At 31.8% G+C, this 14,616-nt stretch carries 12 protein-coding genes; 3 read left to right on the top strand and 9 right to left on the bottom strand.

What is annotated here, in order from left to right; translation table 11 throughout:
* The first annotated feature begins 655 nt into the window (after window positions 1-655).
* Together ACH6CY_RS14910 and ACH6CY_RS14905 are read left to right on the top strand one after the other, a co-directional pair.
* Window positions 656-1,936: a PTS sugar transporter subunit IIC gene (locus tag ACH6CY_RS14910; protein WP_374068113.1), complete on the top strand. Its 1,281-nt coding sequence runs from the start codon at window positions 656-658 to the stop codon at window positions 1,934-1,936.
* Window positions 1,937-1,980: 44 nt separating this feature from the next.
* A complete protein-coding gene (locus ACH6CY_RS14905; RefSeq protein ID WP_374068112.1) occupies window positions 1,981-2,880 on the top strand; it encodes a DUF7916 family protein in 900 nt (299 codons plus the stop codon).
* Window positions 2,881-3,423: 543 nt separating this feature from the next.
* On the opposite strand, the gene ACH6CY_RS14900 is transcribed toward ACH6CY_RS14905, so the two are convergent.
* The gene (locus tag ACH6CY_RS14900; protein ID WP_374068111.1) at window positions 3,424-3,672 is read right to left on the bottom strand and encodes a hypothetical protein; all 249 of its coding nucleotides are present in this window, start codon (window positions 3,670-3,672) and stop codon (window positions 3,424-3,426) included.
* 351 nt (window positions 3,673-4,023) lie between these two features.
* Here ACH6CY_RS14900 and ACH6CY_RS14895 point away from each other — a divergent pair, with 351 nt between their 5' ends.
* On the top strand, window positions 4,024-5,004 hold the full coding sequence (locus ACH6CY_RS14895) for an alpha/beta fold hydrolase (protein WP_374068110.1): 981 nt from the start codon (window positions 4,024-4,026) through the stop codon (window positions 5,002-5,004).
* A gap of 338 nt (window positions 5,005-5,342) precedes the next feature.
* Here the strand turns inward: ACH6CY_RS14895 and ACH6CY_RS14890 are convergent, their stop codons facing one another.
* From ACH6CY_RS14890 to ACH6CY_RS14855, 8 genes are all read right to left on the bottom strand, one after another.
* Window positions 5,343-6,758, bottom strand: a complete 1,416-nt coding sequence (locus ACH6CY_RS14890; protein WP_374068109.1) for a glycosyltransferase family 2 protein — start codon at window positions 6,756-6,758, stop codon at window positions 5,343-5,345.
* Window positions 6,755-7,831, bottom strand: coding sequence for a HEAT repeat domain-containing protein (locus ACH6CY_RS14885; protein WP_374068108.1), 1,077 nt, complete (start codon window positions 7,829-7,831; stop codon window positions 6,755-6,757). The genes ACH6CY_RS14890 and ACH6CY_RS14885 overlap by 4 nt, the downstream gene beginning before the upstream one ends.
* 2 nt (window positions 7,832-7,833) lie before the next feature.
* On the bottom strand, window positions 7,834-9,894 hold the full coding sequence (locus ACH6CY_RS14880; protein WP_374068107.1) for a hypothetical protein: 2,061 nt from the start codon (window positions 9,892-9,894) through the stop codon (window positions 7,834-7,836).
* Between the two features lie 20 nt (window positions 9,895-9,914).
* Complete coding sequence (locus ACH6CY_RS14875; protein WP_374068106.1) at window positions 9,915-11,357, bottom strand: CotH kinase family protein; 1,443 nt, start codon at window positions 11,355-11,357, stop codon at window positions 9,915-9,917.
* A gap of 6 nt (window positions 11,358-11,363) precedes the next feature.
* Window positions 11,364-12,041 carry a DUF4956 domain-containing protein gene (locus tag ACH6CY_RS14870; RefSeq protein ID WP_374068105.1) on the bottom strand — a complete coding sequence of 226 codons (678 nt, stop codon included), beginning with the start codon at window positions 12,039-12,041 and terminating at the stop codon, window positions 11,364-11,366.
* An 11-nt stretch (window positions 12,042-12,052) separates the two neighbouring features.
* The gene (locus ACH6CY_RS14865) at window positions 12,053-12,772 is read right to left on the bottom strand and encodes a polyphosphate polymerase domain-containing protein (protein ID WP_374068104.1); all 720 of its coding nucleotides are present in this window, start codon (window positions 12,770-12,772) and stop codon (window positions 12,053-12,055) included.
* A complete protein-coding gene (locus tag ACH6CY_RS14860) occupies window positions 12,765-13,634 on the bottom strand; it encodes a hypothetical protein (RefSeq protein WP_374068103.1) in 870 nt (289 codons plus the stop codon). Before ACH6CY_RS14860 ends, ACH6CY_RS14865 begins: the two co-directional genes overlap by 8 nt.
* A gap of 626 nt (window positions 13,635-14,260) precedes the next feature.
* Window positions 14,261-14,458: a helix-turn-helix domain-containing protein gene (locus tag ACH6CY_RS14855; protein WP_374068102.1), complete on the bottom strand. Its 198-nt coding sequence runs from the start codon at window positions 14,456-14,458 to the stop codon at window positions 14,261-14,263.
* Window positions 14,459-14,616 lie beyond the last annotated feature (158 nt).

Below are 14,616 nucleotides of genomic sequence, written 5' to 3'. Positions count from 1 at the left end.
AAAAAACTAGGTCTATCAGACTGAATAATGTATAAAAAAGTATATTGTTTAGTGTTAAGATGAATGACAGCGACTAAAGATGTATAGATTTTTTATGAACATTATTGGTAAGGGATGCTACTCTAATAGTTAAATATTTATTACTGCCTTATTCAAGACAATATCACAAATATTTAAATGTATTTCTTTCGAATTAGAAGCAATTTTAGAGATTATTCACATATAAATTAAAAGTAGTCATTATTATAAAAAATGAAAGAGAAAAATCAATGATTAGATAGTTTATTAGTAACTTAAACCAGTAAGAATAAATATATAGATTGATAACTCGAACATTGGATTTTTTTGAAAATTGATTTCAATGTAAAGCAATAAACAAATCGAACATATATATAAGAATTTAGCAACAGTTTTATACTTAAGCAAAGTAAAAATAAATTTCTTCTGAAACTTAATATGTGCAAGCAAATAGATCAATGCCTAAGTACACAACTTGTCACCCTCGTTTTTTAAACGAACTTGGTTTGTGTTAGCTTCAGTTGTCTTTAAATTAAAAGAGGTATAGTTTTTTCCTTTTTAGTCTATTAACTGAAGGTTTTAACAAGTTTTTATTAAAAAACTTTGATCATACGCAATATAAATGAGGAGGCTTTAAATGAAAAATATCAATCTGTTATTACAAGAAAAGTTATTGCCATTTGCAAGTAAACTTGGTAATAATAAGTTTCTCATTGCGATTCGAGATGGAATCACAATGGCAATGCCATTAATTATCATTGGTTCTTTATTGATGGTTATTGCAAGTTTTCCAGTTCCAGGTTGGGTGGATTTTCTAGGTAATATTGGTGTGTCTGGGTACATGTGGAAAGGTGTAGATAGTAGTTTTGGGTTAATTGGTTTAGTTGCAAGTTTTGGAATAGCGTATAGCTTAACAAAGCAGTACAAAGTGGATGGGGTAGCATCAGGTATCGTATCCTTGGCAGCTTTCATTACTGTGACTCCTTTTGTTATATCAGAAATGGGAGCAGGTATTCCAACAACATATATGGCAGCCCGAGGTTTGTTTGTTGCAATTATTTTAGGTCTTACAAATGGATATGTGTATCAATGGTTTATCAATCATAATGTTCAAATTAAAATGCCAGATAGTGTACCACCTGCAGTTGCGAAAAGTTTTAGTGCAATCATTCCAGGAGCTGCAATTATTGTATTTTGGTTATTAGTATATGGGATTATCGATACATTTAACTGGCCACACATCCATGATTTAGCTCAAGTAATTTTAGGGAAACCATTAGGTCTTTTAGGTAATAATGCGTTTGGTGTGTCAATCCTTGTAGCTTTAAATAGCTTGTTTTGGTTTGTAGGGATTCACGGCGGGAATATAGTAGGTTCAGTAATGCAGCCTTTATGGTTATCAAACCTTGATGAAAATCGAGCAGCATATCAAGCAGGTGAAGAATTACAGCATGTTTTTACAACAGCCTTTATGGATAATTTTGTTTTTATTGGTGGAGGTGGGGCTACTATTGGTCTAGTATTAGCTTTAGGTTATTTAGCGAAAAAGAAACATGCGAGTCGTCAATCTAAAGTGTTAACACCATTAACTGTCGTACCAGGTTTATTTAATATTAATGAACCAACAACGTTTGGTGTGCCAGTTGTATTAAACGTTCTACTAATTATTCCTTTTATTTTCGCCCCTATTTTTAATTTAATTATTGCATATGTTGCAATGTTGTCAGGATTAGTTCCGCTTACTTATGCAGCCCCCTCGTGGACGATGCCGCCAATTATTAGTGGTGTTTTAGCAACAGGTAGTTTTAGTGCATCTTTGTTACAGGTCGTATTGATTATTGTTGACATTCTGCTATATTTACCGTTTGTTTTAGCTGTTGAGAAACGATTTAAAGCGCAAGAATTATCTAATAATTAACATAAAAGTATAACTATTTATTGATAATATGAAGGGAGAACATTATGGTTAAACGATTGATAAGTGCCAATGCATCAGAAATTTTATCAATGTCTAAAGAAGAGTTAAAGTTAAGTATCAAAGCAAGTGAAGGACGTGTTGTTGTTTCTGAAAATGTAGCAACAAAAGAACCATTTATAGGTGATATTACTAATACAGAAATAGCACGTGCATTTGGTGCAGATCTCATCTTGCTTAATGGTGTCGATGTATTTAAACCGCATATTTTTGGCTTGGATCACAAACCGACATCATTTGTTCAAGAATTACACCGCTTAACAGGCTGTCCAATTGGTATTAATTTAGAACCTATCGATACAGAAGCAGAGATGAATGAAGAAGCCTTATCTATAGCAAAAGGACGACAAGCATCTTTAGAAACACTTAAACATACGGATACTTTAGGAATGGATTTTGTTTGCTTAACAGGTAATCCAGGAACAGGTGTTAGTAATAAAGAAATCGAAGCTGCTATTAAATTAGCGAAAGAAAATTTCTCAGGATTAATTATTGCGGGTAAAATGCATGGTGCAGGAGTAAATGAGTCTGTTGTAAGTATAGAGGAAGTAAAAAGATTCTTAGATAATGGTGCAGATATTATTTTAGTACCAGCTCTCGGAACTGTTCCAGGATTTAATGCAAAATTACTAACTGAAATTGTCGAAGTAGTTCATCAACATGGTGGTTTGGTTATGACTGCTATTGGAACAAGTCAGGAAAGCTCTGATGAGGATACGATTAAACAAATGACCATTCAAAACAAAATTTGTGGTGTGGATTTGCAACATATTGGTGATGCGGGATACGGGGGGATTGCTCCAGTAGAAAATATTTTTGCAATGAGTAAAGCACTACGCGGAATACGACATTCCATATCAAGAGTCGCACGCTCGGTCAATAGATAAGAGGTAGAAAGAATGAAATAGCGTAAGCAGTATCCTTGAGAAGAGGGAGATTGTTGGGCTGATACAGTAATTGAATTTTTTTGTTCTCATATTCAAGAATCAGACGAGTTTTGATAGGTTAAATATACTTTAAAAAACATTTTTTTCGGAAAACTTAATAATGGTGAACATAAACATCTATCAATAAGCTGATATTTCCCATATATACATTATTTGTTATAATGTATATATATTTTTTTGAAAAGGGAAAAGAGGGGTTTGTTTGAGTAATTTAATATTTAATGTAATAGTATTAGCAACCGCAATGTGGCTTACCTTATTTCTCACTTCTCAAAAAAAACTACAAAGAAAAAAAGAGATAATAGTAGTTATTATAGCTATATCCGCAATAATTATGTTTAATACCCCTTTTGTTTGGATACCAATATGGACTGTTTTAATGTTTTATTTACTTCTTAAAAGATAGTTAGAATAAAGTGAAAGCTCCCGAAATTGTTAAAGATTTACCTATCAAGCTACTAGTTATACTTTTGTGTAAATAAATTAAGAAAACGAATTAATGATATATCCTATACCCATTAATAGAAAAAAGCTAAAAAACATGATGGCATTTAAAGTAACAAGTAAGTAATTTTTAATCAATGCTGAAAATACAATACCAATTGGTGCAATAAAAAAAGATAGCATCCAAAAAGGGGAGGAAATTGCAAAAACAGTATTTGGAATCCAAATTAAAATATTTAATAATAAACAGGATACAGCTAATATTTTATAAGTTTTTATTTTTTCCATAAGAGCTCCTTAGAATTTAAGACATAAGTATTAGTATTACTTTACGTAAAATAATATCAATGAAACAACTGCTTCTAGATATTTTAATTGTAACTAAAAGTAATGTAATCAGCAACTAAATTTTACCATATAAGTTTAACATATTCAATATAGTCGACAAAAGTAGTGTTAGTCATCTAAAGAGGAAGCTCAAGTTGTACCATATGATCCGGGTTGTTACCTCTCTTCAAGTTTATTTCAGTATTTCAGATTATAAGGCTTGAGACTTAACTGAAAATACTGCTATCGTTCAATTTTTATTAGTTTGTACGCAAGGTATGCTAAAAAAAAGAAAGAGGGGCATAGGAAGTAATGAAGCAAATTAAAAAAAGTCGAGTTTGGAAAGTTTTAAGAAACTGTTTATTCTTAATTCTAGCAGTATTTGTTATTTGGGTTATTTTTAGTAATATTATGACTGCATATGAACAAAAACAATACGAACCCATAGGGGAAGTAGTTGAAGTCGATGATCGAGATATGCACATTTATACAAAGGGCGATGGCACAGACACGATAGTTTTATTGAGTGGGATTGGAACGGCAGCACCAGCATTGGATTTTGAACCTTTAATAAATGAAATGTCAAAAAATAATAAAGTTGTAGTGGTAGAGCCATTTGGATATGGGTGGAGCGATATAACCAAAAAGGAGCGGACAGTTGAAAATATTGTAGAAGAAATAAGAGTGGCTATAAAAAAATCAAATATAAAAGGGCCGTATATTCTGATGCCTCACTCGATTTCTGGAATTTATAGTATGTATTTTGCTAATACATATCCAGATGAAGTTAAAGGTATCATAGGAATCGATCCAACGCTACCACAAGCATTGGAATATTTTGGTGAAGATGCACCTACAATGCCTAAGTATTTAAAGTATCTGGCACCTACTGGATTTGCAAGGTTAGCACTGTATATAAATCCCGATGGTTTTTTACCTATTGCTGATGAAGGGACCTATTCAAAGAAAAATTTAAAAATGACTAAGGCAATTTCTGCTTGGAAGGGTTACAACAAGAACGTTGTTGCTGAAGCCAATGAAATAAAAGAGAATATAGATAAAATCGTTGATATGAAATTTCCAACTAATGTTCCAGTCTTATTCTTTACTACGAAAGAAGAAAAGGTAACGGAGGATGGAAAGAATAATGTAACTTTTTACAAGACACAATTAACTGGTAGTCCAGCTAGTAAAGTTGTAGTCTTAGAGGGGCATCACTATCTTCATTGGACACGTTATAAGAAAATGACTGAAGAAATTAATGAATTCACAAATTTTATCTCTGTTAATTAATAAAAAAACAAAATCGCTATATTCAATGAAAGGGAACTTTAACTGAAAAGGGAATTCATTCATATACAAAACCAGAGCCATTTTGCTCTGGTTTTTACTGTTCAATAGAATTTTTATTAGGTTACTATTTTCGGTTCAATTTAAGTTGTTACTGATGTCAGTATAGTTTCATGGACACAACCTAGTTAATTTTTTCAGGAAATTACCAACACTATTAACGAAAGATTGTGTCCGAAATATTGACTTAGATTCATAGTAATTGTGAATTAAATAAAGAAGAGATTTTTTTAAAAAATTAATACAATATAAAGTAGGTTACATCGATTAATTGATGTAGACTAAATGGAACTTGAATGATTACTTTGTTTTTGACGATTAATAGATCCCCACATATGCTTTTTCTTTTTATAACCAATTAATGATGTTACTCTGATAAATGATAAAATATAACGATAGATAGCATTTTCTAATATAACCATAATGATCGCTTTAACAATATCTAAAACATGTAATGTTAATCCTTGTGTATATACGCGTTGAAAAAAAGATGTGAGTGATAATAAAACTCCATAACTTGTATAGATTAAAAACAAATTAATCATAAAAGGCACATTTAATAAATCAAAATAAAATGCGAGTATAATAGTAGAAACTCCAAGCACTTCAATGAATGGACCTAACATTTCAAAGATCCAATAATATAAATATGAAACAAAGCTAACTGGTTTATAACGAAAACGAGAAATCATCATTGGATAACTTGTTAATGATTGAAACAAACCTAAATGCCAGCGTCTTCTTTGGGTTGCAATATCACGAAAAGATTCGGGTGACTGACTCCAACATATTGCATCTGGGTGATAACGAATTTTATAAGAATGTTTGTTATTCATCATAAAAGTGTGGAGACGCATAACTAACTCCATGTCTTCGCCAATTGTATCGGTTTTATATCCACCAACCGCAATGACAACATCCTTCTTAAATAAACCAAAGGCTCCAGAAATAATAAGGTTCCCGTTAAATTGGTCAAGTAAAATACGAGAGGCTAAGAAAGATCGGTCGTATTCCATTACTTGCATGCCAATAATTGGGCGCCATGGCATACGATAATCGTATACTTCTGCATCTGTCATTTCAACGCATTGAGCCACCCTAACCATCCCTCCGACTGCAATGATTTCTTCATCAATTAGGATGGGCTGTATAATTTTCTTTAGGGCATTTTTTTGTAGTGAAGAATCAGCATCTACCGTAACAAAATAAGGGTAACTTGACAGATTTATCCCCATATTCAATGCGTCGCTTTTTCCACCGTTTATTTTCCTGATTAAAGTTATGTTAATATCGTTTATAGTTGCTTCATAAATAACTTCTTCTTTTTTACACTTTATTTTTCGTTGGATGGGTCGAATGGTTTGTTGAAACGGAAAAAAATCAAGTAATCGCTTGGATGTTTCATCTGTAGATCCATCATCTACAATAATGATTTCATATAGTTTGTAATCTAAATGTAGTAAACTTTTTATGTTATCAACTATAGTCACTTCTTCATTATAAGCAGGAATAATGATCGATATAGGTAAATAATAGTTATGTTTTATTTCATTATGTAATTTAATCATTTGATCATTTTCATAAAGTTGAACAGCACCAAACAAAACAGATAAAAATAAATAGGTAGTATATAGCAACATATAGGTGACAAAAATTAATGCAATGAATTCCATGAAATTCTCTACATATAAATTCATTCGTTTATAGCTCCTTCCATATGAAGGTGGTACTGAAGCATTTCTTTCGCATACCGGTCATGCCCGTGTAGAACATCTAACAAATCTTCTTTAGGTACATTCATTGCCAACAATGATTGGCTGGCGTTACGTCTTACATGCCAATTAGCGTCTGTAAGAGCCTTTTTCAAAGTTTCAATGACATTTTTTGAAGGATATTCTCTTAATACGAAAACTGTAACGATACGAATGGGATCTTGTCGATCAGAAGCCAAAGAAATGAGCAAGTTCGTAGCTTTTGGTTCATGATGTTTTTTAAAATAACGGATTAATCTAGTTTTGACCTCTAAATCTAATGATTCAGTTTTTAGCATATTATAAAATATTTTCTTATAGCGATCACTTGTGAAAGTAATAAAACCAATAATCCCTAACAATATGGATTGATTAAATGAGTGTCGGTGCTTCCATAAGGTATCTATCAATAATTCATGATTGTAAGGATAATCTAATAAACCATCTTGTATTAATTTGGGATGATGAAACAAATTATTGTCTGTTAAGTAATGATATACGTTAATAATCCATTTTGGGTCTGCTTGTTGATAAGTGGCTGCTAGGACATTTTCACGCAAAAAAATTGTAGCATTATCTAAATATGAAATGAGCGTCTTATACATAAGTGGATCATGCCAGTTATCTTTTGCATAGGTTGCAATAAAACGAGCAAGATAAGCTTGTTTCATTTGATCTTTTTGTTGAAAATTAGCAATAAGTCTTACTATAACTGGCTCTATCTGCTTTAAATAATCAGATGAAAGAATCTGATTTTTCTTAAGCTGATCCAAAGCTTGTTCGAAAGCGATTAATTGTTTTGTGTTTTTTAAAAGCTTGGAAAGTTGCTTGAGATGATTTGGTTCTTTATACTCTTCTTCAATTAAAAATTGTTGATGTTCAGAGATAAAGATTACATACTTTTCCGTATTTTTTACTTGGCGTTGATTGTCATACCATTGATAAAAAATGTAACTAATAGTATAGAAGAGAATGAGTAAGCAAATGATAAAATAAACATAAGTTACTAGAACAAACAATTTCAGTCATCTCCTCTCCAATACATTTTTACCGCATGGTAGGAAGGCTTTACATACTCTTTAACCTTTTTAAGTCGTTTAAGTGTTTGAACAGGAACTTTCACGCTTTTTGCTCTTTTATCTGATTTACTTAAAATACTTAAATAAAATTGTTCAATCTTAAGAGGATCTACACCATAATTTTGATAATAATCGTCATGAATAGTAAACTTCAATGGATCGTATATATTGAGTAATTGGTAAGGTATGCGCATTTCTATACGCCCATTTTCTATCGCGATGTCTGTTTTTTGTTCATCGTTTTCATATAAGCTAGTTAAGTTACTCATTTTCTCAAATGAATAATTATAATGTCTACTCATTGATTCTTCTTCAGCTAGAATTTCTTTATTATGTTTTAAAAATTTCAATTTCTCAAATGTATTAGAATCTACTTTTGGATAAGATACAAAAGGATTTGTACCTGTAACACGCTCTAGAAAATTCTGTCTTGCACTTTGATAACGGTCTTGGACAAAAAAAGTTGCTCCTTGCTTAGGTATCACTTGGATGACAAAGTCAATTTTTCTATCAAATGTAGTATCTAATAAATCAGGCGACTTACTACCCAATTGTGGATGTGAATCTAATGCTAAGTAAAAGGTTTCATTAGCTGTTATATTAGTATCTTCTAGCCATAGGTATAAATAAGTGTGATCTCTTGTCATGACGATTTTTTTTGTTTGATTATGAAATGCAGGTTCAACATCTTGCCAATCATTATTATCTCCATCTATTCTCATCAGTTCTTCGCTCCGATAGGGCTTAAATCCAATTAATCCAAAATGTTGTGTAGCTGTTATTGGATCGTGCCATTCATGAATTTGTTGAAGATCAACTGCATACGATGTTTCCTGTGTACGACGGTCCCAAACGTCTTGCCAAGATCGGATGATTGCTCCATTTAAGTTAGCTTCATCAAACATTTTTAGACGATTAATTAATTCGGACTCTTGTTTACTTTCATTATTTAAATAGCTCACACTTGGATGACCAAAACTACTTATAACAACTGGAGAGAGATGTGCCTGATTAAGCAAATCGAGATAATTTACAACATTAGCGTAGGGTGTTCTTTCTCTAGATTCAATCATCTGAAGGATAGGGTATTCTAATTCTTCATATGCATAACTTGCAAATATACCAGCTTTCATTTTGGCTGTCGGTTTTATATGATCGATGGTAAATGTGTTGAATTTACCTAATTGTGTTGCGTATTGTTCTTTATATTGAAATGGGTCCATGATGGATGAACTGTTAACGGAAATCGGACGCTGGATATGGTATTTCCTTGATTCATATCCAATCATTTGTTCTATTATACCCGCCATCATTGCTTCGAAATTTGTAGCTTTTGATGACGTTGTAACGTATTCTCCATTAAATATCGAAGATGAATCTAGCGTTTTATCAATATAAGCGATTAAATCTTGATCCCATTCATCACCAATCAAAAAGCCAACAACCCATGGTGATACATCATAGCGATAAACACCTGAACCTTTATGTTCATTTTCTAATAGAACTTTTCTTCCATGTATAATATCAACTAGATCCTTTCCGTCTTCCATTAAGGTTTTATAGAATAATAAGTTTTCTTTATTTTTGTTTGTTTTAACTTCGTCAGTTACTACTTGCATTCCTTGAAGGAGGTAGAGTGGCTCTTCTCGATTATTATTATATTGATAAAATGCCTTGTAAAATTGATCATCTAATATTGTTGAAACACGTATCGTATTTGCTCCCATTTGTTGAATCATGTTAAACCAGCGTAACCACGTTTGTTCATCAATAGTAAAATCCGTTCTTCGTTTGGGACCGTAGGCACTATCTAATTCTACGCCTCGTATTTTAAGTGGTATGTCCGTTTTATCTTTGTGTTGATAAATCGTATCTTTTTTAATATAGAAAGGTGTTGATATCTTCGTTTCGTTGTCAAAATAATAACCTTCAACATAATAAAGATAAAGTCCAACAACAATGATAAGTATTAGTGAAATAGACAATATTAAGAATCGTTTCATCTCACCCTCCTAGAATTCTTTTATTTAATTGATTCATGACTATGACGGGATGGGTGACTGTATTGATAGAGTATATCGATGTTACAATCAAGCCACTCACCGCGTTTTTCTATATAATCTTTTACTTGTTCGACAGCATCTTGATGGTTCGTAGGGTTTCGTTTAATCGGTTGAAGATAGTTATTCGTATCATATTGGCTTAAATCGTATACGCTGTTCCAACGATTGTTATTACGTACAATGGCATCATTTAAAAAATCGATCGTTTCATCGATATATTGGAAGAGTCGTCCTGTTTCTAACTTTGTTTGTCTTAAATAGTGATAACGTTCTATTAGCCCATCCACAAATGAATCATCTTTTAACAGTTGTTCATAGAAAATACTATGTGTTAATGAAAAGCCGGTCTCATCAAAAGCCACCACTTGATAGTTATTAAGTGAATTATTAAAATCCCAAACAACAGGGGTTAACCTACCCCTTAAGCTACGGTAAAAATAGGTTGAATAACGTCCAGCATCTACGTTTCGAAACAATTCATTAATAATAAAATAATCATAAAATGCTTGCACATCTAAAAGTTCTTCATAACTCGTTTTTTTCTGCGCAAAAGGTATTTGATAAATAGAATGAGCGATATAAGAAAAATCTTGATTGATAAATTGTTGACGCTCGTATGTGTATTGTTTGTCTGTAGGATAACTTAACTCAACACCTGATGGGTATACTTTATAAGTGTCTAATAAGAAATCATTTAATGTAAAGTCCATTTTATCAGGGCGATCAATTTTAACTATATAATCAGTCTGCTTACTATTTTTTTCAGGTGTTGATATTGGTACGCGTCCTTCACCTTTGGAAACACGTTCCATTAATAAATAAAGACCTTCATAATTACTATCTACAAATAATTCAACGTACCTAGTGTCAGGCGCGTAAGGCATAATTTCTCCTGATATATTCATTGCTAAATAATTACGAATCAAACTTCTATCTAAGTAAGGACCATGGAGCGACCAATTGTTATCAGATTCCATATTAAGCAAGGAAACATCTTTTTCTTGATAATCTTCATCTATAAATTGAATTGCAAACGATTTTTTGTCAAAAAGACGTGATGAATTACCACGATAATGTAACATTGCTGATAGCGTTAATGGAGCATCTTCACCCTGATATAGGGAGAATGAAGTCCTAATTTCGGTTTCGCCTTTTTCAGAGAGTTGATATTTATACTTTTTATTTTTTACAGGAGATCCAGGGATTTGCTGCCCATTTGTTTTAATGTTTATGACTGGTAAATGCGTTTTTATTTTTGAAAAATTAATTGCTGTATTGATCTTAGTATCCACTTGCTGATGTTGATGATATCGATTGTAAAAGTTTTCATGATCTAACATTGCTACGATAAAAATAACGGTTATCAACCCAACAATCATAAGGCTGAATTGTATTTTCTTCATCATGATCTATCCACTGATCTCGTCATTTTGTGTAACAATATTAACATATTCTATTCCTCCAACCTTATAAAGAACATCAGTAATTGTGAGCTTTTTCTTTTCCTCTTTTCGATACGTATTTCGTGATAATTCATAGATCCATTCAATGCTTTCATTTGTTGTATTTTTAACCCTTAAGAAAGCTTTCTTGTTAAATTGCTTAAATACGGTGCTTTCTACATCTAGTTCATTCGTACGTTTTGCTTTAATAATTAGTAACATTCGTTGATTGTTGTTAACTCGGCCAAGAAATAATAAAACGATAAAAACAATAATACTTCCGATTGCAGCGACAAGATAATCTCCAGAGCCACATCCAATACCAACGATGATCGCCCAAAAGATATACGTTGTATCACGAGAATCCTTAATGGCTGTTCTAAACCTGACAATTGATAATGCACCAACCATACCAAGTGATAAAGCAATATTATTCCCAATAACCGTCATGACTGTTGTGGTTAATATGGTTAATGTAATTAAGGATACATTGAATTTTCTACTGTAGGCTGTGCCAACATGTGTATACCAATAAGATATATAAATAGCGAAGGCGATTACAGTAGCTATTAAAAGGTTTGTAAAGATATCTGATAGACTAAGATTAGGTGATTGTTCTGATAATTGATATAATAGGTCACGCATGCTTATTCCCCCTAAATTAAATAATGTTTACTGACTTCTCGACTTAAACAGTATTTACTTACCGATAATTGTTCTTTTTCTAATTCTTGTAATAAATCTTTAATATATTGCAACAGAAATCCATCGTATTTCACTTCCAAAACGATATAGTAGGGATCAAGTAAGGGGTTTTCGATTAATTGATTTGAAAAAATATTAAAATTACTTTCTGACCCACGAATCAATTGGTCAAATGTGACTCGAATTTTATTTTCCTTTGCTACAAAAGCATCTCGTTCGTATGTAACAACAGACTTTGGTTTATATACATGTTGCATCATCATTTGGTAGCAATCGATTAAAAAAGGATGGTTTAACTCTAGTAACATCGAATAATCACCTTGAATTAATCGTTCTCCTTCTTCTTTTGTAAAACGAAACGATGTTTTTTGTTGATAGTTCCCTTCTTTTTTCTTTAATTCAAGTAAACAGAAACTAGGGTCATGCATATAAGTGCGTAAGCGGATTTTACGTCTTAACTCAATTCCTTCTATTTTTTCATGGAAGTCACGATCATCTAGGGAATCAAAATAAAGAGAGCGAATGGTATATCCGTCACCTTTACGATGATGATAGTGGTTATTTTCACTATGATAATCGCGACGCATGACTTGAGCAATCTTTTCTCGCAATTTATAATAATGCTCTTTTGTAATAACATACTTTTTTTCTTCACGATACACATTATTCATTTTCAATCACCTCCCGAAAAGCATGGTAATCATGGTAAGCAATATGAATGGTTTGATTATTATAATGTTGGATTAATTGTTTAGCATTTTCTACAGCTGCTGACCTTCCTTTATTAAAATAAGTGTTAATGTCATTTAGATCGTGTTGACCTGGCTGTTTAAATTCATATATAGTTGTCAATGGCTTGTCTGCTTTTTTTGCTTCTTTTGCTTCAAACGAAAGGTGTTCTATTTCATGATTTCGATAATAATTCATAACAGCTATTTCGCTTGAGGCCTCATGAATAAATGTATTTAGGACATCTTTATAACCTTTTGTATCATAAAAATAAGGAACTACGACTACAAGCTCCAAGCCTTCTTGCTTCGCTTCTTGGTATAATTTTTTCATAGCCGAAATATATGATTTTTGAACAAATTTATCCTCCCATTCAAAGTGATCTAATGTATAAGGCTCCACATCAATAACTAATCCTTTAATATGATTTTTTTTAGGTAGTTGTCGATTGATTTTTATAATTTGATCCAGTTGCTCAATCATTCCTGTTCCACTAGGGTCAAGTGCCCATTCCGGTGTGCCAGATAATTTATACACATCAATATTCTGGTTTGTTAGTTCGGTTACAAATGAAATAACTTCTTGATTTTTAACATCGCTAGAAATGGATTGAAAAAGGCGATCGAAGTCGTATGTGACTAAATCATTAACTAATTGTTTTTTGTTATAAGTAATTTCTTCACTTGACCAAGAGAAAATTGCACGTGTTGAGACGATTTGCGTAGATTGTCTAAGGAGATAGAAAACTGAGGGTGCAAGTATGATAACAATTAACAGAAAAAATATCTTTTTTTGTTTTCGCAAATTTTCACCACTTTTCATAGATTAATTATTGTTCTATGTATTTTAAATTAACAAAAAACAAAATAAGGCATTTAGGCTTAGTTCAAATGACACTCAATTTTTAGTTTATAATTAAAGATACTATAATTTTGAAAATATGACAATTTTAATTTTAAATATATGATATTTTATTTTAGTTATTCTTGATTTTTTGTTATTTTTTTATATGCAAGCTATTGAATGTGCTGTTAAATCTTTCTACACACCTTTTTTGACAAACAAAAAACCACAGAACACTTGATATAACAAGGTTTCTATGGTTTTTAAAACTGTTAAAAAATATGCTCTGAAATTAGCGAGAGAAAACCATATTCAAAAGGAAGACAGGTCTAAGCTCCAACAATCGATTAAGCAGCACGATTATTTTTAACTCATTGAACCAAACTGTACATACTTATCTTGACATTTATAATAGATATTCATATCCCATTGATGGACTATCCAATTGCGAGGGTGTGTAGCTGCGTGTTCTTCATTAATAAATAATCGAATGTTTTCTGCACCTACCTTTGGTTCTCCACAATAAATTGTTGTAATTTTTTTTGTATTTCCTCTGTAAGCACACGTTTATTACTGACTCTTGGCTTTTAAGTAGGCTTACTCACAATGCTTTCAGGAATTGGTAACTGTCGAACATCCTTTTGCTTACTGTTCTCAAACTCTGCAATGTATTTTCTTATCGTATTTCTTGAAACATTTGTTGTTCTTCCAATACTTCTTTGTCTTTCTCCGTTCAAATGTCTTTTAATAACTTTCTGCTTCCTTTTCAATGTAATCTCACACATATTTAAATGAAATATTAGGGTTATTTTCTATCAGAGTGGTTCAATTTTCAATTGTCATGGTGGTTCATTTTAAGTTACCATATACAGTTGTCATTCATCTTAACACTAAACAATATACTTTTTTATACATTATTTAGTCTTATAGACCTAGTTTTTTC

The organism is Paraliobacillus sp. JSM ZJ581 (assembly GCF_044383835.1).
Taxonomy (GTDB): domain Bacteria; phylum Bacillota; class Bacilli; order Bacillales; family Amphibacillaceae; genus Paraliobacillus.
This window is presented reverse-complemented; position numbering and strand designations above follow the sequence as displayed.